At 75.5% G+C, this 23,600-nt stretch carries 22 protein-coding genes and 1 riboswitch; all 22 genes read right to left on the reverse strand.

Annotated features, from left to right (window positions below; genetic code table 11):
• Nucleotides 1-8: 8 nt before the first annotated feature.
• The gene (locus SJY06_RS13755; protein ID WP_380168107.1) at nucleotides 9-680 is read right to left on the reverse strand and encodes an ATP-binding cassette domain-containing protein; all 672 of its coding nucleotides are present in this window, start codon (nucleotides 678-680) and stop codon (nucleotides 9-11) included.
• Nucleotides 677-1,507: an ABC transporter ATP-binding protein gene (locus tag SJY06_RS13760; protein WP_380168108.1), complete on the reverse strand. Its 831-nt coding sequence runs from the start codon at nucleotides 1,505-1,507 to the stop codon at nucleotides 677-679. Before SJY06_RS13760 ends, SJY06_RS13755 begins: the two co-directional genes overlap by 4 nt.
• A complete protein-coding gene (locus SJY06_RS13765) occupies nucleotides 1,494-4,442 on the reverse strand; it encodes a hypothetical protein (protein ID WP_380168109.1) in 2,949 nt (982 codons plus the stop codon). Before SJY06_RS13765 ends, SJY06_RS13760 begins: the two co-directional genes overlap by 14 nt.
• A 60-nt stretch (nucleotides 4,443-4,502) precedes the next feature.
• On the reverse strand, nucleotides 4,503-5,318 hold the full coding sequence (locus tag SJY06_RS13770; protein WP_380168110.1) for an energy-coupling factor transporter transmembrane component T family protein: 816 nt from the start codon (nucleotides 5,316-5,318) through the stop codon (nucleotides 4,503-4,505).
• Nucleotides 5,315-7,084 carry an ABC transporter ATP-binding protein gene (locus SJY06_RS13775; protein WP_380168111.1) on the reverse strand — a complete coding sequence of 590 codons (1,770 nt, stop codon included), beginning with the start codon at nucleotides 7,082-7,084 and terminating at the stop codon, nucleotides 5,315-5,317. The genes SJY06_RS13770 and SJY06_RS13775 overlap by 4 nt, the downstream gene beginning before the upstream one ends.
• A complete protein-coding gene (locus SJY06_RS13780) occupies nucleotides 7,077-7,691 on the reverse strand; it encodes an ECF transporter S component (RefSeq protein WP_380168112.1) in 615 nt (204 codons plus the stop codon). The genes SJY06_RS13775 and SJY06_RS13780 overlap by 8 nt, the downstream gene beginning before the upstream one ends.
• Entirely contained in the window at nucleotides 7,688-8,362 is a 675-nt protein-coding gene (locus SJY06_RS13785) for a YkoF family thiamine/hydroxymethylpyrimidine-binding protein (RefSeq protein WP_380168113.1), read from the reverse strand. The genes SJY06_RS13780 and SJY06_RS13785 overlap by 4 nt, the downstream gene beginning before the upstream one ends.
• Before the next feature lie 55 nt (nucleotides 8,363-8,417).
• Nucleotides 8,418-8,522, reverse strand: a riboswitch (TPP riboswitch).
• A 50-nt stretch (nucleotides 8,523-8,572) separates the two neighbouring features.
• Nucleotides 8,573-11,359, reverse strand: coding sequence for a DEAD/DEAH box helicase (locus tag SJY06_RS13790; protein WP_380168114.1), 2,787 nt, complete (start codon nucleotides 11,357-11,359; stop codon nucleotides 8,573-8,575).
• A gap of 10 nt (nucleotides 11,360-11,369) precedes the next feature.
• The gene (locus SJY06_RS13795) at nucleotides 11,370-12,374 is read right to left on the reverse strand and encodes a diacylglycerol kinase family protein (RefSeq protein ID WP_380168115.1); all 1,005 of its coding nucleotides are present in this window, start codon (nucleotides 12,372-12,374) and stop codon (nucleotides 11,370-11,372) included.
• Nucleotides 12,375-12,430: 56 nt separating this feature from the next.
• Nucleotides 12,431-13,273, reverse strand: coding sequence for a twin-arginine translocase subunit TatC (gene tatC, locus SJY06_RS13800; protein ID WP_380168116.1), 843 nt, complete (start codon nucleotides 13,271-13,273; stop codon nucleotides 12,431-12,433).
• A gap of 35 nt (nucleotides 13,274-13,308) precedes the next feature.
• Nucleotides 13,309-13,617: a Sec-independent protein translocase subunit TatA gene (gene tatA / locus SJY06_RS13805; protein WP_380168117.1), complete on the reverse strand. Its 309-nt coding sequence runs from the start codon at nucleotides 13,615-13,617 to the stop codon at nucleotides 13,309-13,311.
• Nucleotides 13,618-13,649: 32 nt separating this feature from the next.
• Nucleotides 13,650-13,829 (reverse strand): hypothetical protein, encoded by a 180-nt coding sequence (locus SJY06_RS13810; protein ID WP_380168118.1) that lies wholly within the window; start codon nucleotides 13,827-13,829, stop codon nucleotides 13,650-13,652.
• Nucleotides 13,830-13,929: 100 nt separating this feature from the next.
• The gene (locus tag SJY06_RS13815; protein ID WP_380168119.1) at nucleotides 13,930-14,289 is read right to left on the reverse strand and encodes a hypothetical protein; all 360 of its coding nucleotides are present in this window, start codon (nucleotides 14,287-14,289) and stop codon (nucleotides 13,930-13,932) included.
• A gap of 129 nt (nucleotides 14,290-14,418) precedes the next feature.
• Nucleotides 14,419-16,500 carry a helix-turn-helix transcriptional regulator gene (locus SJY06_RS13820; RefSeq protein WP_380168120.1) on the reverse strand — a complete coding sequence of 694 codons (2,082 nt, stop codon included), beginning with the start codon at nucleotides 16,498-16,500 and terminating at the stop codon, nucleotides 14,419-14,421.
• A gap of 46 nt (nucleotides 16,501-16,546) precedes the next feature.
• Nucleotides 16,547-17,539 (reverse strand): FKBP-type peptidyl-prolyl cis-trans isomerase, encoded by a 993-nt coding sequence (locus SJY06_RS13825; RefSeq protein WP_380168121.1) that lies wholly within the window; start codon nucleotides 17,537-17,539, stop codon nucleotides 16,547-16,549.
• A 136-nt stretch (nucleotides 17,540-17,675) separates the two neighbouring features.
• On the reverse strand, nucleotides 17,676-19,055 hold the full coding sequence (gene pafA, locus SJY06_RS13830) for a Pup--protein ligase (RefSeq protein WP_380168122.1): 1,380 nt from the start codon (nucleotides 19,053-19,055) through the stop codon (nucleotides 17,676-17,678).
• A gap of 22 nt (nucleotides 19,056-19,077) precedes the next feature.
• Entirely contained in the window at nucleotides 19,078-19,785 is a 708-nt protein-coding gene (gene prcA / locus SJY06_RS13835; RefSeq protein WP_380168123.1) for a proteasome subunit alpha, read from the reverse strand.
• The gene (prcB, locus tag SJY06_RS13840) at nucleotides 19,782-20,645 is read right to left on the reverse strand and encodes a proteasome subunit beta (RefSeq protein ID WP_380168124.1); all 864 of its coding nucleotides are present in this window, start codon (nucleotides 20,643-20,645) and stop codon (nucleotides 19,782-19,784) included. Before prcB ends, prcA begins: the two co-directional genes overlap by 4 nt.
• Entirely contained in the window at nucleotides 20,642-20,839 is a 198-nt protein-coding gene (locus SJY06_RS13845) for a ubiquitin-like protein Pup (RefSeq protein WP_380168125.1), read from the reverse strand. Before SJY06_RS13845 ends, prcB begins: the two co-directional genes overlap by 4 nt.
• 62 nt (nucleotides 20,840-20,901) lie before the next feature.
• Entirely contained in the window at nucleotides 20,902-22,467 is a 1,566-nt protein-coding gene (dop, locus tag SJY06_RS13850) for a depupylase/deamidase Dop (protein ID WP_380168126.1), read from the reverse strand.
• Between the two features lie 71 nt (nucleotides 22,468-22,538).
• Nucleotides 22,539-23,060 carry a DUF421 domain-containing protein gene (locus SJY06_RS13855; protein WP_380168127.1) on the reverse strand — a complete coding sequence of 174 codons (522 nt, stop codon included), beginning with the start codon at nucleotides 23,058-23,060 and terminating at the stop codon, nucleotides 22,539-22,541.
• A gap of 236 nt (nucleotides 23,061-23,296) precedes the next feature.
• A complete protein-coding gene (locus tag SJY06_RS13860) occupies nucleotides 23,297-23,581 on the reverse strand; it encodes a hypothetical protein (protein ID WP_380168128.1) in 285 nt (94 codons plus the stop codon).
• Nucleotides 23,582-23,600: the final 19 nt, after the last annotated feature.

Consider the following 23,600-nt stretch of genomic DNA (forward strand, 5'->3'; position numbering starts at 1 on the left):
CCGGCGGGTCAACCTCCGGTCGTGAGGAGCCGCCCGGCCTCGAGCCGCACGACCCGGTCCGCCACGGCCAGCAGCCGCTCGTCGTGCGTGGCGACCACGACCGCGGTCCCCGGGGTGCGGGCGACGATCGCGTCCACCACCCGGTCGGCGTTGCCGTCGTCCTGGTGGCCGGTCGGTTCGTCGAGCACGGCGCAGCCCGGTGAGGTCGCCAGGGCGCGCGCCAGCGCGGTCCGCTGCTGCTCACCGAGCGACGACTCGCCGGTCAGCCGGTCGGCGATGTGGTCCAGGGCCAGGGCCTCCAGCAGCCCGGGGCGGGGCGTGGCGCCCGCGAGCCAGCAGGGCCAGGCCACGTTCTCGGCCACCGACAGCTCGGCGGTCAGGGCCAGCCGCTGCGGCAGGAGCGTCACGCGGGTCCAGTCGGCCCAGTCGTGCGCGGACCGACCCAGCACCACGACCGTGCCCCGCGTCGGCCGCCCCACGCCGGCGACGAGGTGGCACAGGCTGCTCTTGCCGCTGCCCGAGCGGCCCGACAGCACCACCAGCTCACCCGGGGCCACGTGCAGCGACACGTCGTGCAGGACACCCGGCCGGCCGGGCACGTCCAGCCCCACCCGGTCGACCCGGACCGCCGGGCCGTCGGGCGGCCGGAGATCCGCCGTGCCGTCCGCGACGCCGCTCACGGGTCCTGCCGGGGGTCGAGACGGACGTGGTCCTCGTGGACGCTCACCACGGCCCGGCCGCCGCTCAGCAGGTCCAGGGCGGCCTGCGGCAGCTGCAGCCGACCCGCGGAGTCGATGACGGCGCTGTCCCCGCCCCCGGCGGCCCGGTCGGTCGACAGCACCCCGTGTCGCAGCAGGAGCACCCGGTCGGCCCCCGCGACCAGACGGGCGTCGTGGGTCGTGACCACGACGCAGCTGCCCCGCTGCGCCGCCTCGGACAGCGCGTCCAGGACGAGGCCGGCGGAGTCGTCGTCGAGCTCGGCGGTGGGCTCGTCGGCCAGCACGACGGGCGGGCGCCCGGCCAGCGCGCACGCCACGGCCAGCCGTTGCTGCTCCCCGCCCGACAGCTGCACCGGTAGGGAGTCCGCCCGGTGGGCGAGGCCGACCCCGGTGAGGGCCTCGACCGGGTCCAGGGCCGCGCGTCGCAGCCGGGCGGCCAGTCGCAGGTGCTCCACCGCGCTCAGGTGCGGGAACAGGCTGTGGGTGGGGCGCTGGGCGATCCAGGCGATCGACGAACGTCGCTGCGCCCGCAACCGCGACGAGCCGGCTTCCGTCGTGCTGGTCCCCAGCACCTGCAGGGTGCCGCCGTCGGGCCGGTCGCGCAGGGCCAGCAGGGCCAGCAGGCTGCTCTTGCCGCTGCCGGAGGGACCCAGCACCCCGGTGAACCGACCGGCGTGGAACTGGGCGTCGACCCCGCGCAGGGCGTGGGTCTCCCCGGTCGCGGCCCGGTAGATGCGCACCAGGCCCTGGCACCGCACCGGCACGTCGGTCACGTCAACGGTCGTCACGCAGCAGCACCTCCTCCTTGACCTGCCGCAGCCGCAGCCGGGTCGTACCGGCGGCGACGGCCAGCGGCACCAGGCCGGTCACGAGGACGGCGACCGTCCCGGTCAGCACCGACTCCGGGCGGACGAGCAACCCGGGCAGCAGCGCGGGGTCGGGATCCAGCAGCTGCCCCATGATCGGCACGAGCAGCAGCACCGACACCAGCGCCGCCGCGGTCGCGACCCCGACGAGAGCGGCCTGCTCCAGCACGAGGGCCCGTCGGATCCCCCGCCCGCCCAGCGGGGTGCGGCGCAGCACGACCGCGGCGGTCAGGCTGCGGTCCGCGGCCCGGTCGGCCTGCACCGCCAGCCCCACCACCCCGATCAGGACGAGGGCGACCGCCAGGGCCAGCTGGTACTCCCGCACCAGGGCGGTGGCCACGAACGCGGGCCTGACGCCCTCCTCCGCCAGGCCCTGCAGCTGCAGCAGCGGGACGTCGGCGGCGGCCAGCGTCTCGGCCACCGCCGCCGGGTCGTCCCGCGACAGGTAGGTGCCCTGCAGGTCGAGCCGGGCCAGCTCGGGTTCGCCCTCGGGCGCCTCGTAGCGAGGGTCGTTCAGCTGCAGCAGCGGCAGGTACGTCTCGCTGTCGGCGATCACCAGGGTCTGCTCCGTGCCCTGGCCGGGGAACGCGGGCACGTGCGCCACCGGTCGTACGGCGAGCTGCTTGCGGATCTCGCTGCGCAACCTGGACACCTCACCGACGCGCGTGCCGAGGGGGTCGCCCGCGATGACCACGGGCACCGGCGCCGGGACGCCGAGCGCCTCGTCCCGGGGCGGGACGACGGGGGGCGGTGGGTCGCTCACGTGGTCCTCGGCCGCCGCGCGGAGCGTCTCCAACGCCACCCGGGCGGGGGCGAGGGCCCCGTCCGAGGGTCCCCACGCCAAGGCCCCGTCGGCCGTGCCGGGGTCCAGCACCAGCAGCCGGACGGGTCGCTGGGAGTCGACCCGGACCGCGTCCGACCACACCACGGTGGAGCCGGGCGCGGTCCGGAGGTCCCGGGCCGGCGGGAGGTCGGGCAGGTTGTGGAACACCTGCACGCTGTCGGGGTCCTGGCGCAGGGCGTCCGAGTCGTACCCGTCGGGCAGCCGCGGCAGGGCCACGGCTTCGGGGTCCAGCCGGGGACCGACCGGTCCGTCCAGCCGTACCGCCGTCTCGGCCCCGGCCAGGACGGCGGACTTGTCGCGCACGGCCTCCTGGACGCCTCGGTCGGCGACGGCGACGAACCCGACGGTGCCCAGCCCGGCGGCCACGAGGACCACGACCAGGTCGTGGCCCACCGGCGCGGCCGCGAGGCGGCGCAGCACCAGCGCGTCCACGGCCCGGCCGACCGGCAGCCCGCCGTGCGCCGGGGTGCGCCGCCGGCTGCGGGCCACGCGGCGGCGCAGCACGGGCTTCAGCACCGACACCGCCACGGCGCCCGCGCTGGCCGCGACGAGGATCGGCACGACGACGTCCGCGCCGCCCGTCTCCGTCCGTCCCGGCAGGCCCAGCACGCCGGCCGCGGTCGCGACGAGCAGCACCGTCCGCCAGGGCAGCCGTCGGGACACCGACGACCGACCGGGGTCACGGGCCGACCGTGCGGTCACCCAGGCCCAGGTCGCCCCGATGACCCCGACCAGCAGCAGCGCCCCCGCCGCGGCGATCGCCCCGTCCAGCAGGGCGGCGCGCACCCCCTGGCCCGACACGGCGCCGTCGGGCCCCGCCACCCGCACCCCGACCCAGGCCAGGCCCGTGCCCAGCCCCACCGCCACGACCGCGACGGGCAGCAGCTCGACCACTCGGAGCCCACCGACTCCGGCCGGGTGCAGGCCCAGCCCGGTCTCCAGCTCGCGCTCACGGCGGCGCCGCGCCTCCCCGGCGACGGCCACGAGCAGCGTGGCCAGCCCCGCCAGGGCGATCCCGCTCCAGGCCGCGGCCCGGGTCCGTTCCACCGACGCCAGGGCGATGCCCTCGGCGCGGTCGGCTATGGCCGGCAGACCGGACACCACCTCGTACTCCGGCAGGAGACCGGCCGAACCGACCTGCGGGGGCAGGTCGCGGCCGAGGCCCTGCACCACGTCCGCGGCCCCCCGCACCTCGCGCAACGTCGTCCCGTCGTCGGCCAGCGACGCCTCGACCGACCACAGGACGACCTCGTCCAGCGGGATCGCGGCGGAGGCGAGCGTGGAGGCGCTGGTGATCAGCACCGGCGGACGGCGTCCGATCAGGTCCGTCGACAGCGGCAGCGCGGCTCCGCGCCGGTCCCAGAACGACGAGCCGTCACGGTCGACGGGTCGGTTGCCGGTGCGCACCTCGTAGACCCCCGCGACCGGGAGCCGGGTCCGGGTCGGCGCCTGCTCCCCGGGGATGGTGAGGGAGACCGTCACCTGGTCGTCGGCGACGACCCCGAGGGTGGTGGCGGTCACCTCGTCCACCCACACCCCACGGGGGGTCTCGCCCTGCCCACCGACCGCGACCAGCTCGGCGGCCGGGTCGTCCACCGCGACCAGGCGGGCCTCCACGGGGGCCTGCCCCGGTACCGACACCTCCGAGCGCCACCGCCGGGCGTCGGACGACACCTCGGCGCCGAACGAGGCCCCGAACAGCTCGGGCTCAGCCAGCCCCGGCGCCTCCTCCAGCAGCCTGCGCGTCGGCGAACCCGGCAACGGCGGGCCCCCGCCGGTGATGCGGACGACGGGGGCCACCGCGGCGGACGACCCCTCGGGGACGGTCTCCAGCACCCGGACCACGGCCGCGTTCTGCGCGGCCTCGGTGACCATCGGCACCGCCGCCGTGCTCGCGACCAGCAGCAGCAGCGCACCGGCGACCAACGCCGACCACAACCGGTCGGCACGCCAGCGCCGGGGCGCGCGAAGCAGCAACGGCGACACCCCTGCCCCGGTCGCCCGACCCCCCATGACCGGACCCTACGCCCGCGAGGACGGGCGGCACAGGGGCCACCACCGGGCGGCATCCGCTCACCCGGTCAGCGCACCGGGACCGTCCAGCAGGTCGAGGTGGGCGCCGAGCAGCAGCACGAGCGCCAGCGCCGCGAGCACGGCGGCGGCGGCCCAGCCGTCGCGCGCGTGCAGCCGGGCCGGGCGCCAGGTGGTCCGTGGCCGCAGGCCCAGGCCCCGGGACTCCAGCGACTGGGCCAGCCGCTCGCCTCGCCGCACCGAGACCACCAGCAGCGTGAACACGACCCCGGCCAGGAACCGCGGTGAGCGCGGCAGGGTGCCGTCGGCCCGCAGCGGGGCGCGGACGGCGTGGGCCTGCCGGATGGTCTGCCACTCCTGCGGCATCTGCTGCAGCATCCGGTAGCCGGCCAGCAGCGCGTGCGACACGCGCGCGTCCAGCCGGGCGTGCCGGTGCAGGCTCGTCACCAGCGCCACCGGCCCGGTCGAGGCGACGAAGCCGATGGCCAGCACCCCGACCAGCAGGGTCCGGGCGGCCAGCGCCGTGCCCACCTCCAGGCCCTCGACGGTCACGCGCAGCACCCCGGCCCGCCAGAGCACCTCACCCGGCCGGCTCAGGGCGTTGACCACCAGCAGCCCGGTGGCGAAGGCGACGAAGGGCAGGTGGGCCAGGGCCAGGGTCCGGGCGGGCAGCCGGGTCCCCGCCGCCACCGCGAGAAGCCCGAGCAGGTACAGCACGGTGGGCACGAACGGGTGCAGCACGAACAGCATGACGGCGGACACGACGACGAGCAGGGCGAGCGTGACGGTGGGGTCGAGCCGGCCGAGCGGGCTGGGCTCGGCCCGCTCGTCGGGGGCCAGGGCGGCGGTGACGCTCATGCGTCCACCGCCACGGGCAGCTCGTCCAGACCGCGCAGGACCCGGTGCAGCGCGCGGGGATCCTGCGGGTCGAGCCCGGCCAGCAGCCAGGCGAGCAGCGCGGGCAGGGCGAGCCCGGCGGCGCGCAGGACGTCGCTGCGGCGCAGCACCTGCTCGGTGGGGCCCTGGAGCAGGACCCCGTCACCGGCCAGCACGACCAGCCGGTCGGCGACAGTGGCCGCGCTGCGCAGGTCGTGGCTGACCAGCAGCACCGACCGGCCGGCGGCGGCCTCGCGGCGCAGGGCGGCCAGGGTGGCCACGGCGTCCCGGCGGTCCAGGCCCAGGGTCGGCTCGTCCAGCAGCAGGCACGGCCGGTCGTGGGCGAGCATGGCGGCCAGCGTCACCCGCCGCTTCTCCCCGCCCGAGAGCCGGTACGGGCTCTGCTCGGCCAGGTGCGTCAGGCGGTGGGTGCGCAGGGCGCGGTCCACCACCTCGCCCGCGGTCGCCGGGTCCAGGCCGTGGGCCACCTCCTGCGCCACGGTGGTGGCGAGGAGCTGGTGCTCGGCGTGCTGGAAGACGAGGCCCGGTCGGGGTCCCACGACCCGGCCGGCGGCCGGGGCGAGCAGCCCGGCCAGGGTGAGCAGCAGCGAGGACTTGCCGACGCCGTTCGCCCCGAGCACCGCTACTGTCTCGCCGGCGCGCAGGGTCAGGTCGACGTCGCGCAGCAGCGCGGGCGGCGGGGCGACCGGCTGACGACGTCGACCGAACCCGACCCGGCGGCGCTGGCCACCGGCGCGACCGGCGCGGCCGGGGCCGCCCTGACCGCGGTCGGCCACCGCCAGCCCCGTGGCCCGCAGGACCACCTCCCCCGGTGGTGCCGGGACCGTCGTCGCGGTCGCGGCCAGCCCGCGCAGCAGCGTCCGGTTCGCCTCGGCGGCCAGGCCACCGGCCACCCCGGTCAGGGCGTGCATCTCGGCCTCCAGCGGCAGCCAGCAGCCGCCGGCGCGCAGCTCGGCGGAGCGGCCGAGCAGCACCTCGCGGGTGGGCCCGTCGGCGACGACGCGCCCCTGCTCGGACAGCACCACGGAGCGCCCGGGCAGCCCGGCCGTGCCGGCCTCGCCCGCCAGCTCGTCGAGGCGGTGCTCGACCATGACCACGGCCGGGCGGTGGTGGGCCACCACGGCGGCCAGGGCCGTGCGGACGGCGGCGACCCCGGCCGGGTCGAGCATCGACGTGGGCTCGTCCAGCAGCAGCACCTCGGGCCCGGTGACCAGGGCGGCGGCCAGCGCCACCCGCTGCGCCTCGCCGCCGGACAGCCACGCCGTGGGCCGCTCCTGCAGGTGGCCGGCCCCGACCAGCGCCAGGGCCCGCTCGACCCGGGCCCCCACCAGCTCCGGTGCGACGGCCTGGTTCTCCAGCGGCAGGGCCACCTCGGTGTCGACGTGGGGCAGGCAGACCGCGGCCACCGGGTCCTGCGCGAGCACCCCGACCCGGCGCGACAGCTCGACCACCGACGTGGCCGCGGTGTCGACCCCGGCCACCTCGACCCGGCCGGACAGCCGCGCGGTCAGGGTGTGGGGCACCACCCCGGTGACGGTCTGCAGCAGGGTGGACTTTCCGCAGCCGGATGCCCCGACCAGCAGCACCTGCTCCCCCGCGGCCAGCTGCAGGTCGACGTCGACGAGCACGTCCCGCCCGCGTCGCGGGAACCCGACGCCCACCCCCCGGAGCCGGACGACCGGCCCGGCGGGCGCCGCGTCGGCGCCCGCCGTCACGGCCTCAGCCACGTCCGCCGGCCAGCTCGGCCCGTCCGACGGCGAAGTTGTCCAGCACGCCGGTGCGGGCGAGCCGGTCGACGACCACCTTGGCCAGCAGCCCGCCCAGCACGACGCCGGAGACCAGCTGGACGACGAGTCGCAGCACGAAGACGTCCTGGCCGTACCAGCCGAACCGGAACGCCGACCAGAAGAACACCAGCCCGGCCCCCAGCAGCCCGGACACCGCGAACACCGCCCAGCCGTAGGAGCGGTACCGGGTCGCGGCGAAGGCCATCTCGCTGCCGAGGCCCTGGATGGCGGCGGCGACCACCAGCAGCGGACCCACCGGGGAGCCGAGGAACACCACCTCGACCACCGACGCGAGAACCTCGGCCACGATCCCCGCGCCGGCCCGGCGGACGATGGCGATGGTGATGGGGGCGACCATGAGCCAGCCGCCGAACACGACGTGCTGGGCCAGGTCCCCGGCCGGGCCCATCAGGATCGCGAGCCCGGTCCAGGCCTGCACCAGCGCCCAGTAGACGAACCCGAACACCACGGCCAGCACGACCATGAGCACGATGTCGCGCAGCTGCCAGCGCAGCAGCCGGGGGGCCCCGGTGACGGGGGTGCTCACCGGGGCACCGCCGTGGGCGAGCCGACGGACAGCGTCAGGTGGCTGACCACGTGGGCCACGGCGGAGCCGACGTCGCCCCAGGCGTCGGCCACGGTGGCGAGCACCTCGGCCACGTCCCCGGACAGCCGGGTGGCGTAGTGCGCCGCGCCCCGGGTCGTGCCCCGCTCGACGGCCTGGGCGATGGCCCGCTCGATGTGGGCCATGTGCGCCCCGTCGTCGGAGCCGCCGTCCAGCAAGGGGTACAGCGACCACTGCGCGGCCGCCGCCACCCCGGTCGCCGGCACGCGCACCGGCTCGGGCCGCGGCAGGCCGGTCACCGACAGGTCGCAGCCGACCTCGCCGGGGCAGCCGCGCGACAGCAGCACGTGGGCCACCACGTGCCCGCCGTCGCTTCGCCGGTGCGCCGCGGCCACGACCGCGGCCAGGTAGGCGACCAGCCGCTGCTCCGCGGGCTCGTCGACGGCGCCCACCCAGGTGCTGACGTCGTCGGTCTCGATCGTCAGGCCGGCGGTCAGACCCGCGCGCTCGGCGTCGTCGAGCGCGCCGAGGATGACGGCGACGAAGTCGTCGCAGTGCGGGTGCAGGCTGAACCGCATCCCGATGCCCCGCTCCCGCGGCGTGGCGGTGGGGCTCCCCGTGGTGGGGCTGGTGGTGGTGCCGGGCGTGGTCATGCGTCCTCGCTGTCCCGCCCACGGGTCGAGGCAGACGACCGGCGTGCCGGACGCACGTCGGTACCTGGCCCTGCTCCCTACGCCGGTGCTAACCGGATCAGGTGACGGGTCTGCGGACGTTCCGCACTCTCAGCGCTGCTGCGCTCCCCGGGGGTCGCCGCCGACCCTACGCAGCCGCCACCACCCCTGTCGAGGCGGCGCACGTCGCGGTCAGGACGCCGGGCCGAGGCTGTACGCGACGACCCCGCGCCGGACCCGCTTGACGGCGTCGCCGGCGGCTGCGCGCAGCAGGCTGCCGCGGGGGGCGGAGGCCTGCACCTGGTCCAGCAGGTCGAGGGTCTGCCGGCACCAGCGGACGAAGTCGCCCGGGCTCAGGTCGCTCTCCCGCAGCACGGTCTCCAGCGGCTGACCCTGGGCCCAGCGCCAGACCGGCGCGGCGAACCCGGGATCGGGCTCGCGGGTGGAGGCCACCTTGTGCCGGGCCTCGACGTCGGTCAGGGCGGACCAGGCCCGCACGGTCTCCGCCCAGGCCTGGGCGGTGCCGCGGCCGGGCAGTCGGGGGTCGACGCCCTCGACCTCGCGCCGCGCCTCGAACACCAGCGTCGACACCACCGCGGCCAGGCCCGGCCCGTCCAGGTCCTCCCAGACGCCGGTCCGCAGGCACTCGGCCACCAGCAGGTCGGACTGGGTGTAGATCGTCCGCAACGCGTCCCCGGCCTCGGTGACCGTCTCGCCGTCGAGGTAGCCGAGCTCGTCCAGCACGTCGCACACCCGGTCGAAGGTGCGGGCGATGACGGCCGTGCGCCCCTGGATGCGTCGCTGCAGGCCCCGGTGGTCGCGCTCGAGGTCGTCGCGGCGCTGGGCCCAGCGGGCGTGCTCCTCCCGCTCGGCGCAGCCGTGGCACGGGTGGGCCTGCAGCTCGCGGCGCAGCTGGACCAGCTGCAGCTCGCCGGCGTCCTGCCCGGCGGCGGGGCCGCGACCGGATGCCGTCTCGTCCTGGTGCGGCGGGACCACCTCGCCGCCGCCGACCGCGGCCAGGGCGTTGCGCATGCTGCTGGCCAGGTCCTTGCGGGCCCGGGCGTCCCCGGCGTCGAAGTTCTTGGGCACGCGCACGGTCGTGGCGACCCGGACGGCGGACGGGAACGCGACCGTCTCCAGCCGACGCACCTGCCGCTCCGCGGTCAGCACCGTGGGTCGGGGGCCCGGGCCGTTCAGGCCCGGGTCGAGCACGACCGCCCAGCCCCGGCGCTTGCCGGCCGGGACGTTGATGACGTCGCCGCGGCGCAGCCGCTCCAGGGTGGCGGCGGCGTCGGCGCGACGGTCCGCCGACGCCCGCCGGGACAGGTCCTTCTCCAGGGCCGAGATGCGGCCACGCAGCCGGTGGTAGGCCTCGAAGTCGCCCAGGTGGCAGGTCATGGCCTCGCCGTAGCCGGCCAGCGCCTCCTCCTGCTTGCGCAGCTGCGTGGCCAGGCCCACGACGCCCCGGTCGGCCTGGAACTGCGCGAACGAGGTCTCCAGGATGGCGCGGGCCTCGTCACGGCCCACCCGCTGCACGAGGTTGACCGCCATCGAGTAGGTCGGCGCGAAGCTGGAGCGCAGCGGGTAGGTGCGCGTGGACGCGAGGCCCGCGACGTGGTCGGGCTGCAGGCCGTCGCTCCACAGCACGACCGCGTGGCCCTCGACGTCGATGCCGCGCCGGCCCGCGCGCCCGGTCAGCTGGGTGTACTCCCCCGCCGTGATGTCGACGTGCTGCTCGCCGTTCCACTTGACCAGCTTCTCCAGCACGACCGAGCGGGCGGGCATGTTGACGCCGAGGGCCAGGGTCTCGGTGGCGAAGACCACCTTGACCAGGCCGCGGCGGAACAGCTCCTCGACGGTCTCCTTGAACGCGGGCAGCAGCCCGGCGTGGTGGGCGGCCACCCCCCGCTCCAGGCCCTCGACCCACTCCGACCAGCCCAGCACGCCCAGGTCGGCGTCGGGCAGCGACGCCGTGCGCTCCTCGGCGAGCAGCCGGATCTCGTGCCGCTCGGCGGGCGTGGTGAGCCGCACCCCCCAGGCCAGGCACTGCCGGACCGCGGCGTCGCAGCCGTTGCGGCTGAAGATGAAGTGGATCGCCGGCAGCAGGCCGTCGGCGTCCAGCGCCTCGACCACGGTGGCCCGGCTGGGCGCGCCGCGACGGCGGGGTCGGCTGCCGCCGCGCTGCGGCCGTCCCTTGTAGCGCCGCTCGAACCGGGACTCCTCGCGCGCCAGGGCGACCAGCTCGGGGTTGACCAGACCCGGGTCGTCGCCGGGCAGGCCCAGGACCGGGTCGCCGTCGGGGTCGACGAACAGGTCGTGCAGCCGCTTGTCGACCAGGACGTGCTGCCACAGCGGCACCGGCCGGTGCTCGCTGACCACCACCCGGGTGTCGCCGCGCACCGTGGCCAGCCAGTCGCCGAACTCCTCGGCGTTGCTGACGGTGGCCGACAGCGACACCAGCTGGACGTCGTCGGCCAGGTGGATGATGACCTCCTCCCAGACCGCGCCCCGGAACCGGTCGGCGAGGTAGTGCACCTCGTCCATGACCACGAACCCGAGCCCGGCCAGGGTCGAGGAGCCCGCGTAGATCATGTTGCGCAGCACCTCGGTGGTCATCACCACCACCGGGGCCTCGCCGTTGACCGACACGTCGCCGGTCAGCAGGCCCACCGCGTCGGGGCCGTGGACCGCGACCAGGTCGTTGTACTTCTGGTTGCTGAGCGCCTTGATCGGCGTGGTGTAGAACGCCTTGCGCCCGGTGCGCAGGGCCAGGTCGACGGCGAACTCCCCGACGACGGTCTTGCCCGCACCGGTCGGGGCGGCCACGAGCACGCCGTGCCCGTCGGCGACGGCCTGCATGGCCTCGACCTGGAACTCGTCCGGCTCGAACGGCAGCCCCGCCACGAAGCGACCGAGCGGTGAGCGTTCCTGCTGCTGCCTGGCGCGTGCCGCAGCGAACCGTTCGGCGGGGCTGGACATGCCCTCCAGGTTACGTCCGCGCGGGTGACAGCACCGCCACCGCCCCGCCGTGGACGGTGAACGTCCGCGGCAGCGGGCCCAGCCGCTCGCCGTCGCCGTAGGCGACGATGGGCCGCGGCCGACGGCCCGCGGGGTCCACGTGGACCTCCACCCGGCGGGCGCGCCGGACCTCCACCGCGTCGATGTCCACGTGGGTGCCTTCGTAGACCCGCGGGAACAGCCGGACGAAGCGGTGCAGCGGTACGGGGGTGACCACGACGACGTCGAGCAGGCCGTCGGTGGGGTCGGCCGCGGGCGCGATCTGCATGCCGCCGCCGTAGGACGCGGTGTTGGCCACGGCCACGAGCAGGCCCTCCGTGCGCCACTCGACCCCGTCCAGCACCAGCCGGTACGGCACGGGGCGGAACAGCGGCAGCTCGCGGGCGATGGCCAGGTTGTACCGGGCCGCCCCCCGCGGCCAGCGCCAGCCGTTGGCCCGCTCGTTGACGACGGCGTCGAAGCCGGCCGCGACCACCCCGGCGACCCAGACCGCCAGGTCCCCGGCCTGGCCGTCCGGCTGCTCCACGCGGACGGCGTCGAAGCGGCGCACCGAGCCCAGCCGCAGGCAGCCGTCGATGCTGTCGACGGCGGCGACGGGGTCCGAGGGCAGGCCCCAGGCCCGGGCGATGTCGTTGCCGGTGCCGGCGGGGACGACGCCCAGCGGGACGTCGCTGCCGGCCAGCACCTGGACCCCCAGGTGCACGACGCCGTCGCCGCCCACGACCACGAGCGCGTCGCAGCGCCCGGCGCCGTCGCGGGTCACGGCCTCGCGGGCGAGCCGGGCGGCTCCGACCGCGTCCGGCGCGAGCACCGGGTGCACGTCGTGGCCCAGGCCGCGCAGCCGCGCCAGGGCGGCGTCGCCGACCACCGCCCCTCGCCCGGCCCCTGAGCTGGGGTTGACCAGCAGGACGATGCGGAGCCCGGAGCCCCCGGACCCGACGGCTGCGTCCGCGTCGTCGCGGTCCCGGTCGATCACGCCCGGAGGCTACCTGCCGCTCGGTGGGGCGCCCGACAGGCGCTCCGGGCCACGGCTCAGTCGAGCGTCGAGGGCTCCTCGTCCAGGGCCGAGGGCTCCTCGTCCAGCGTCGAGGCCTCGTCGTCGGCCAGGCCGGCCGTGCCGTCCCGGCGACGGCGGCGCCAGTCGTTGACGCACGACACGCCCACGGCGACCCAGTACAGGCCGACGATGGGGATCGCCAGGGTGAACATGACGATGATGTCGGGGGTGGGGCTGGCGATGGCCGCGAACACGAACGACGCGACGATGGCGATGCGCCAGCCCTTGAGCAGGGCGCGACCGCTGGCCAGGCCGGCGAAGTTCAGGGCGACCATGACCACGGGCAGCAGGAACGCGATGCCGAAGCCGAGCGCGACCCGCGTGACGAACGACAGGTACAGGCTGAAGTCGAAGATGCTGCCGACCTCCTCCGGGTTGAGCCCCGTGAGGAAGATGAACGCGTTCGGCAGGACCAGCCAGGCCAGGGCCACGCCGGCCAGGAACAGCGGGACCGACGCCCCGAGGAACCCGATCGAGTACCAGCGTTCCTTCTTGGTGAGCCCGGGCGTGATGAACGCCCAGATCTGGTAGATCCACACCGGGCTGGAGCCGATCAGGCCGATCCACAGCGACAGCTTGATCTGCTGGTCGAACGCCTCGGTCGGCGACGCGAACCGCAGGTCGAGCTCCATGTCGTTGGCGGCGGAGGCGACCTGGATCGGGTTGACGAGCTCGGCGATCAGGTACGGGTAGACGAACCAGCCGCCGATGGCGCCCAGGACGATGAACGCCGCGGCGACGAAGAAGCGGTTCCGCAGCTCGATCAGGTGCGCCCGCAACGGCATGCGGCCGTCAGGGGTGCGGGCCTTGCGGAGCACGGGAGCCTCCCGGCGTCAGGAGCGGTCGGGACGGGTCAGGCGTCGTGCCGGGCCGGGTCGGTGCGGCGCGGCTCGTCGAGCGGGTCGACGCGGGGGGCGTGGTCGTCGGTGATCACGCGGCCCTCGAGCGGCTCGGTCTCGTCGTCGGCGGGACCCGGCTTGGGGGCGGCCTTGGACTTGTCGCCGCCCTCGTCCTTCATGGTCTTGACCTCGCTCTTGAAGATGCGCATCGAGCGACCGATCTGGCGGGCCGCGTCGGGCAGACGCTTGTACCCGAACAGGACCACGACGGCGAGGATGATGATGACGAGCGCGAACGGCTGGTCGATCAGGTTGCGGAACATGCGCCTACCTCCATAGGTCGATGGCGGGGAGTCTACGTCCGAACCGGTCCGGCGGGGTGCGAGGTCGGCTGCGACGCCGCCTCGGCCCGTGCCGCCGCCGCCTCGACCTCGCCGAGCAGCAGCCGCGCCTTGCGCCAGACCTCCCGGGCCTGCAGGAACAGGTAGACCAGACCCACGAGCGCGATCAGCACGCACGCGATGACCCAACCCACGCGCGCCACGGTAGCCGGTCGCGGCCGGGGTGGGGAGCACCTCGGCTGTGCGTTGCCTGGCAGTCCCGCCGCGGTCCCGCGGCGGGCCGTCAGAGCGCCGTCAGAGCGTGGCGGACTCCCCCGCGGGCCGGCCGCGGTCACGGCCCTGGGCGGCGGCGGACACGAGGTCGGCCTGCTCCAGCCAGAGGCAGAAGTCCAGCAGGTCGTCGTGCGACAGCGCGGGGCCGTCGTGGGTCTCCAGCGCCTCCGCCGGGATCACCCAGCGCTCGGGCAGCACGCCCCCGGTGCGCAGCAGCGCGACCACGTCCCCGCCCGCGGGCTTCTTGACCTCGTCCCCGCACTCGGAGCACGAGAAGCTGTAGAAGCTCCGGTCCTCGACCGAGCACACGACGAGCCGGACCTGTCGCGGGGTGAGCTCGACATCACCGCACGACGGGCACGACGCCTTGATGACCGTCATCTCACCCTCCTCGCTGTCCGGCCCTTCCTGGGCCTTCGGGGGAGCCTCCTCGGCTCCTCGTGAGGAACGGTTCGGCAGCAACCGCCGGGAACTTGAACGTGCGGCGGGCGATCGGTCCGGTTCGTCGTGCTAGCGGGGTCCCTCGGCCCCCGCCACGTCCCCGGGACCACCCGAACGGTCCAGCGCGGCGCCCGCGGCCGCGGCCACGGCCGCCCGCACCTCGGGCGGCGACAGGACCTCCGCCCGCCCGCCGAGGCCCAGGACGAGCCGCACCACCCGCGCCGGGTCGCCCACCCGCATGAGCACGTCGCGCGCGCCGTCGTGGCCGGCGACCTCCTCCACGGGGTAGCTCTCGGCCACCCACTGGGCCCCGCGGTGCAGCCGCAGCAGCACGGCGGCGTCGTCCGGGTCGGTCGGCACCCGGCCGTGGCCCCCGTCCGGACCGGCGGCCCGCGGCGGCGGCACCGCGGTGGGCGCCACCACGTCGAGCACCTCGGCCCGGACCACCCGGTCCAGCCGGAACAGCCGTACCGCCCCGGCGCGGTGGCAGTGGCCCTGGAGGTAGTGCCGGCCCTGCTCGGACACGACGCGCTGCGGGTCGACCTCGCGCCAGGCCAGCTCGTCCCGACCGGCGGACAGGTACAGCAGCCGCAGCCGGCGGTGACCCAGCAGGGCGCGCGTGACGGTGTCCGCGTGGCGCGGTGGTCCCCAGGGGTCCGGGACCAGGCCCACGTGGGCCTCCTGGCCGGCCGTCAGCGCCTCCAGCGTCGCCGTGGCGGACGTGAGGGCGTCCCGGTCGTGCGGGCCGGGCACGTCGACCAGCAGGCGCAGGCCCAGCAGCAGCACGACGGCCTCCTCGCCCGTCAGCCGCAGCGGCCGGCTGATGGGCTCGGCGTTGCCGATCCGGACCACCCCGCCCTCCCAGTCCGCCTCGATCAGGTCGTCCGGCAGGTGACCGGGGGTGCCGCAGACGAACAGCAGCTCCAGGTCCTTGACGACCTGCTTCTCGCTCACCTCGAAGTGCCCGGCGAGCTCGGTCAGCGTGACGCCCTCGCGCCGCAGCACGAACGGCACCATGGCCAGCAGCCGCGACAGCCGCTCGGTGGCGCCCGGGCCGTGCGCCGCCGGGACCGTGCCCGCCGGCGGGGCCACGGCGGCCCCGCGGGTCTCGACCGGCGTGCCGTGGCGCTCGCGCACACCGCGCCACACCTCGTCCACGGCGCGGACCAGCTCGGCCGGCTCCAGGACCTGCACGTCGGGGCCGGTCGCCGCGACGGCCTCGACGACGAAGGTCGGCAGGTGGTCGCTCCGGTCCGGGTCCCCGCCGTGCAGCCTCACCCGGACCTCGTCGGAGGTGCCGGGGTCGCCCGAGCGGACGGCCATCGCCCGCAGCCGGCCGCCGCGGCCGGGGGCCAGGCGCAGCACGGCCGTGCGCTCCGGGCCGCTCGGGGCGGGACCGGGGCCCTCGCCCGCGCTGAGCACGTGCAGCGCGTCGGCCACGGCCGCCTCCGACGGGGCGCCCTGGGCCCGGCGGCCGCGCACCACGGTCACGGGGCCGTCGATCCGGCTGAGCCGGAACACCCGGGCCGCCGCGCGGTCGTCGTCGCGCCCGACCAGGTACCAGGTACCCGAGCGCAGCACCAGGCGCCACGGCTCCACGGTCCGGACCGCCCGCTGGCCGTCGGGGCGGCGGTAGCCGAAGCGCACGACGTGCCCCTGCCGCAGCGCCTCGTGCAGCGGCGAGAACGACCGCTCCACGGTGCGCACCACGGGGTCGACGAGGTCGGCCAGGTCACGGCCCGCGTCCACGGCCCCCTGCGGGTCGTCCGAGGCCCCGACCGCCTTGAGCTTGGTCAGCGCCCGGGCCGCGGGCACCGCCAGGGCGGCCTGCTGCCAGACGTGCGCGGCCAGGCCCAGCACCGCCACCTCGGCCGGGGTGAACGTGACGGCCGGCAGCTCGTAGGCGCCGGCGTCGATCCGGTAGGCGTCGTCGGCGTCCACCAGGACGTCGGAGCGCACCGTGACGATCGGCACCCCGATCTGGCGCAGGTCCTCCTTGTCGCGCTCGAACATCCGCTCGAAGGCGGTCTCGTTCGGCGACGCGGCGTACTGCGGCACGGCCCGGCGCAGGTCGTCGCGCCGCAGGCCACGACGGGTGGCCCGCAGCGCGATGACGAGGTTGAGCAGCCGTTCGGTGCGTGAACCCGACATGACCGCCCCACCTCCTGCTGCGCCCGGACCGCGCAGGAGGTTACTGCTACTCCGACGACTCCGGGGCGGGCTCGGCCGGCGCCTCGGGGGCGGCGGCGGTGTCGAGCACGTCGATGACGAAGACCAGCGGCGCGTCGGCGGGGATGGTGGGAGGGCTCCCGGCCTCGCCGTAGCCCAGCTCGGCGGGCACCTGCAGCACGACGCGGCTGCCGACCGGCACGCCGGTGAGGCCCTGCTGCCAGCCCTGGATCAGGTTGCTCAGCGGGAACGACGTGGGGGCGCCGCGGTCCCACGAGGAGTCGAACGGGGTGCCGTCCGCGGCGAGCACGCCGGAGTAGTGGATGGTCACGGTGTCCGTGGCCTGCACCTCGTCGCCGTCGCCCTCGATGACGGGGGTGACCACGAGCTCGGTGGGAGGCTCGATGCCCTCGACCGTGATCCCCGTGACGTCACCCTCCTCGCTGGTCTCGACGGTCGGGACGCCGTCGACCGGGTCGACCGGGGTGCCGTCCGCCCGCTCGGGCACGACCTCGAGCATGTCGATGACGAAGATGATGGTGTCCTGCGCCTGCTGCGGGGCGGCGGACGCGTCCGCGCCCTCCGGCGGCGCCTCGGGCGCCACGGCGACCAGCACGCGCGAGCCCAGGTTCTGCCCCACCAGCGCCTCGATCAGGGCGGGCGTGGTCTGGCCCTCGGCCAGGGGCAGGCTGATGGTGGTGGCGCCGAAGCTGGTCTCCAGCTCGGTACCGTCGGTGCCGGAGGCGATCGAGTAGTCGATCGTCACCGTGTCACCCGCCTCGACCTCCTCGCCGTCGCCCTCGGCCAGGACCTGGCTGTCGGACTCCTCCAGGTCGAAGGGCGCCTCGAAGTCGATGGTCGGCGGCTCGCCGAAGCCGCCCTCGACCGAGATCCCCTCCAGGGAGCCCGTCGCGGCGACGCTGCTGTCACCACCGCTCTCGCCGTCGCCGCAGGCCGCGAGGCCCAGCACGACGGCCGCACCGACGGCGGCGGCACGCACGCCGGAGCGGGTCCTGGGCACCGCCTGGCGGTACGTGGGGTGGACACTGGCCCGGAGGGGTGAGAGCACCCGGTTAGACGACATCACGGCAGAGCCTATGCGCCGTTCCTGGGTGCTGGCTGACAACGGCCGTGACCGGCCCTCGCCCGCCCGGGCCTCACATGCCGGCGATGAGGCGCTCCACCCGGTCGTCGACGGAGCGGAAGGGGTCCTTGCACAGCACGGTCCGCTGGGCCTGGTCGTTGAGCTTCAGGTGCACCCAGTCGACCGTGAAGTCCCGGTGGCGCTCCTGGGCCGCGCGGACGAAGTCGCCGCGCAGCTTGGCCCGGGTGGTCTGCGGCGGCACCACGGTGGCCTCGAAGACCTCCAGGTCTCGGCTGACCCGCTCCACCAGCCCGCGCCGGGCCATGAGGAAGTACAGCCCGCGGTTGCGGTTGATGTCGTGGTAGGCCAGGTCGAGCCGGGCGATGCGCGGGTCGTCCAGGTCCATGCCGTTCTTGGCCATGTACCGCTGCAGCAGCCGGTACTTGATGACCCAGTCGATCTCGCGCTCGACCAGGGACAGGTCGTCGGTCTCCACGGCCCGCAGCGCCCGCTCCCACAGGTCCAGCACCTGCTTGAACGTGCCCTGCGAGGTGCCGACCGCGTCCGCGGTGCCCCCGGCCTCGACGAACGCCTTGGCCCGTTGCAGGTACTCCCCCTGGATGTCCAGCGCGGAGGCCGTGCGGCCGCTGGCCAGGCGGACCGTGCGCCGACCGGTCAGGTCGTGGCTGATCTCGCGGATGGCCCGGATCGGGTTCTCCAGGGTCAGGTCCCGCACCGGGTGCCCGGCCTCGACCATCCGCAGCACCAGGTCCGCCGCGCCCACCTTGAGCAGCGTCGTGGTCTCCGACATCGACGAGTCGCCGACGATCACGTGCAGCCGGCGGTAGTGCTCGGCGTCGGCGTGCGGCTCGTCGCGAGTGTTGATGATCGGCCGACTGCGGGTGGTGGCGCTGCTGACGCCCTCCCAGATGTGGTCGGCCCGCTGCGACAGCGAGTAGACGGCGCCGCGGGGCGTCTGGGTGACCTTGCCCGCCCCGGCCACCAGCTGCCGGGACACCAGGAACGGGATCAGGGTGTCGGACAGCCGGCTGAACTCGCCGTGCCGGCTGACCAGGTAGTTCTCGTGGCAGCCGTAGGAGTTGCCGGCGGAGTCCGTGTTGTTCTTGAACAGGAAGACCTCGCCCTTGACGCCCTCCTCCTTGAGCCGCTGCTCGGCGTCGGTGGCCAGGCCCTCGAGGATGCGCTCCCCCGCCCGGTCGTGGACCACCAGGCTGCGCACGTCGTCGCACTCGGCGGTCGCGTACTCCGGGTGCGAGCCGACGTCCAGGTACAGGCGCGAGCCGTTGCGCAGGAACACGTTGCTGGACCGGCCCCACGACACGACCTTGCGGAACAGGTAGCGGGCCACCTCGTCCGGGCTGAGGCGCCGGGTGCCCTCGAACGCGCACGTGACGCCGTACTCCGTCTCGAGCCCGAGGATCCGTCGGTCCATGGCACGACGGTACGCGAACGACCTACCCCTGCTGCAGGGCCTCGCGGACCTCGTCGACGTCGGGGCGGCGGAACGCGCGCCGCGGCCGGCCCCGCACGAGGGTGGCGACCTCCAGGGCCTCCGCCTCGACGCTGCGGGCGGCCCCGTCGGCGCCGGCGGGCGCCCCGGCGGCCAGCGCCGCCACGGCCAGGCGCAGCGCGGCCGCGTGGTCGAGGCCGGCGTCCCAGTGCTCCCGGAGGTAGGCGCTGATCTGCTCGGCACCGGCGCCCATGGCGACGAACCCGTGCTCCTCGACCACGGACCCGTCGTAGGTGAGCCGGTACAGCTGGTCGGTCTCGGCGGTGGGTCCCACCTCGGCGACGACCAGCTCGACCTCGTACGGCTTGGACTCCTGCGTGAACACCGCGCCGAGGGTCTGGGCGTAGGCGTTGGCCAGCCCGCGCGCGGTGACGTCGGAGCGGTCGTAGGAGTAGCCCCGCAGGTCGGCGTAGCGCACGCCGGCCACGCGGAGGTTCTCGAACTCGTTGTACTTGCCGACCGCGGCGAAGGCGATCCGGTCGTAGATCTCGCTGACCTTGTGCAGCGCCCGCGACGGGTTCTCCCCGGCGAAGCTGATCCCGTCGGCGTGGGCGATCGTGACCACGGCCCGGCCGCGGGCGACACCCTTGCGGGCGAAGTCCGCCCGGTCCTTCATCAGCTGCTCGGGCGAGACGTAGAACGGCTGGCTCATGCGGGTGTCCCCCCGACCTCGGGCACGGCCCCACCGGGGCTGTCGTCGTCGCTGCGGCGTCCCAGCAGGTCCCTGACCAGGGCCTCGACCTCGACGTCGTCCAGCTCGCGGTACCCGGCGGCGTCGACCACGGCCACCACGGGCCAGATCCGGCGCACCACGTCCGGTCCGCCGGTGGCGGAGTCGTCGTCGGCTGCGTCGAACAGCGCCTCGACCGCGACCGCGGCGGCGTCGGCGGTGGTGATGCCGTGGCGCCAGCGCTTCTTCATCGAGCCGCGGGCGAAGTAGCTGCCGGAGCCGATCGAGTGGTGGTCGGACTCGGTGTAGCGACCGCCCGTGGCGTCGAAGCTGAAGATCCGGCCGCGGGAGTGGGTCAGGTCCCAGCCCGCGAACAGCGGCACGGCCGCCAGGCCCTGCAGCGCCATGCCCAGGTTGCCGCGGACCATGGCCGCGAGCCGGGTGGCCTTGCCCTCCAGGCTCAGCGTGGCGCCCTCGATCTTCTCGAAGTGCTCGAGCTCGACCTGGAACAGCCGGATCATCTCCAGGCCGATCCCCGCGGCCCCGGCGATGCCGATGGCGGAGTGGGTGTCGGCCGGGTGGACCTTGACGATGTCGCGGCTGGCGATGACGCTGCCGGCCGTGGCGCGCCGGTCACCGGCCATCACCACGCCGTCGGCGCAGGCCAGCGCGACGATGGTGGTCGCGTGCGGGGTCAGCGGCGTACCGGCCGTGCCCGGCGGGGGCGCCAGCTGGGCCAGCGTGTCGGGGGCGTGCCGGCCGAGGAACTCGACGAAGGAGGACGTGTCGGCCGCCAGGAAGGCTGCGGGCAGCCGGCCGGTGCCGTCGTGGCGGTGGCTCACTGACCACCCTTCTGCACGAAGCCGCGGACGAACTCCTCGGAGTTGGTCTCCAGCACGTCGTCGATCTCGTCCAGGAGGGAGTCCACCTCCGACGCCGCCGGCGCCTCGGACGTGGTCGCGGGCACCACGACCTCGTCGGTCTCCTCGGGCGCGTCGCTGCGCCGCTGGGGGCGCTGCTGCTCCTGACCGGCCATCGCCGTCACCTCCGTGCGTCGTGCCGCGGCCCGGGGGCCGTCGGCAGCGGTTCTCCTCCAGCCTACGACCCGGGACGGGTCAGGGCCTCGACCAGGGCCGTGGCGGTGGGGTTCGCGTCGAGCAGCGCCCCTACGTGCTCGCGGGTGCCGCGCAGCGGCTCGGTCGTCGGCACCCGCTGCAGCGCGCCCCGGCCGGGCACGTCGAAGATCACCGAGTCCCAGCTGGCGGCGGCCACGGCGCTGCCGTAACGCGACAGGCACTGCCCCCGGAACCAGGCGCGGGTGTCCTCCGGTGGGTGCTCGACGGCCGCGCGGACCTCGTCGTCGCTCACCAGCCGGTCCACCTGGTCGCGGGCCACCAGGCGGTGGTACAGCCCGCGGTCGGGCCGCACGTCGGACCACTGCACGTCGATGGCGGCCAGCCGGGGGCTGTCCCAGGCCAGGCCGTCCCGCTCGCGGTAGGACTGCAGCAGGCGCAGCTTGGCCGCCCACTCCACGTCGCGGTGGGTGCCGGCCGGGTCGGCCTGGAGCCGGTCGAGCACGTCGCCCCAGCGGTCCAGGACGTCGCGGGTCTCGGTCGCGGTGACCACGTCGGTGTCGTCCCGGCGCGCCTTGACGTGCTTCTCGGCGGCCTCCAGGTAGGCCCGCTGCACGTCGATGGCGCTCAGCTGCCGGCCGTCCAGCGTCCGCACCAGGGTGCGCAGCGTGGGGTCGTGGCTGACCGCGTGCAGGGCGTGCACCGGGTTGGCCAGGGCGAGGCCGGCGGGCAGGGTGCGGGCCTCGATCATGTCCAGCACCAGGGCCGTGGTGCCGACCTTGAGGTAGGTGGCGGTCTCGAGCAGGTTGGCGTCGCCCAGGATCACGTGCAGGCGCCGGTAGCGGTCGGCGCTGGCGTGCGGCTCGTCGCGCGTGTTGACGATGGGCCGCTTGAGGGTGGTCTCCAGGCCGACCTCGACCTCGATGTAGTCCGCCCGCTGCGACAGCTGGAACCCCGGCGTGGCGCCGTCCGGGCCGATCGACACCCGGCCCGCGCCGGTGAACACCTGCCGGGTGACGAAGAACGGGATCAGCCCGGAGACCACGTCGGCGAACGGGGTGGCCCGGCTGAGCAGGTAGTTCTCGTGCGTGCCGTAGCTGGCGCCCTTGGAGTCGGTGTTGTTCTTGTACAGCCGCACCTCGCCCAGGCCGGGGGTCGCCGCCACCCGCTCGGCGGCCTCCCGCATCACCAGCTCGCCGGCCTTGTCCCACACGACCGCCGCGCGCGGCCCGGTGACCTCCGGCGAGGAGTACTCCGGGTGGGCGTGGTCGACGTACAGCCGCGCCCCGTTGGTCAGCACGACGTTGGCGGTGGCGGGGTCCTCCAGGTCGGGCATGGCCCCGCCTTCGGCGGCCGGCACGTCGGTCAGCTGGCTGCGGTGGGCGCCGGCCCGGGGCTGCTCGCCGCCGCGGGCGTCCCGCAGCGGGGCCTCGTCCTCGTAGTCCCAGCGGGCCCGGCCGACCTTGCTGCCCGGGCGGTGGGCGAAGGCGTTGACCACCTGGCTGGACAGCAGCATGGGGTTGCTGTCCGGGCGTCCCGGCGCCGTGATGCCGTACTCGGTCTCGATCCCCATCACCCGGCGCGTCGTCACGCCTCGCAGGCTACGGGTGGGGGCGGTCACCCGGTCACCGGGTGGGGCGACGCGGCGGCGTGGCGTCCGGTTCAGCGGTGGGCGTGCGGCTCGACGGCGCTGCCGTCGCCCCAGCCGTCCGGCCCGACCACGGCGAGCTGGCCGTCGGACTGCAGCAGGACCGCGCGCACCTGGTCGAGGGAGCCCCAGCCCTTCTCGCGGACCGCGCTGGCCAGGTCCTTGTCGGTCATCCGGTGCCGGCGCAGCGCCCGGGTCACGGGCTCGCCGTCCAGGAACAGCACGGTCGGCTCGACGTCGACCAACGACGCGACGCGCCGGGACCTCGCCCGGGCCGCGGCCAGCAGCCACTGCAGCAGGACCAGCACGCCGAAGGTCACGACGGCGTCGACCAGGCCCACCTCGGCCGCGGTCAGGGTGCGCCCGAACGCCGAACCCAGCGTGACCGTGATGACGAAGTCGAACGGCGTCATCTTGGCCATGGTCCGCGCGCCCGACACCCGCAGCAGCAGCACCAGCCACAGGTAGCCGACGGTGGCGACCACCACGATGCGCAGCAGGTACTCCCAGCCGCTGGAGAGGAAGACGACGTCCACGGAGCTCCTTACCGCGGTCGACCCTCGACCGCCGACGCCCACACTCCCGCACCCGACGGACCCGCCCGACCACCCGCCCCGCTGCCCGGTGCGGCGCGCCACCTCGGGTGGCCTGCCCGTGCCGTCGCTGCCTCTTGGCGGCGTACCGAGCAGCGACAGGAAGCGGCCCCCACGCGTCCTCGCCCCGCCGACACCCCGACTTGGGTCGCTGTCCGGTACGCGGGGACCGCTCCACGTCAGCGGGCGCGCCAGGCCTGGACCCCGGCCACCACCACGCAACCGACCAGCCCAGCGAGGCCCAGGTACGGCGAGGCGAAGAAGGCCAGGAGCAGCACGATGTCGGCCTGCGACATGCAGCCGAACACGGTGGGCTGGCACTCATCCGGGGGGACGTGGTGCGGCAGCACCAGGTACAGCACGAGCACGGTCACGAGCGGCAGGAGCCAGAGCACCCCCGTCACCCACAGGTAGGGCCGGACGGAGGACGAGCCGCGTGGAGCCGTGGGCGTGGTCGAGGTCATGACCCGAGCGTCGCCCGGA

Source organism: Jannaschia sp. R86511 (genome assembly GCF_042466345.1).
GTDB lineage: Bacteria > Actinomycetota > Actinomycetes > Actinomycetales > JBBAYJ01 > Aquipuribacter.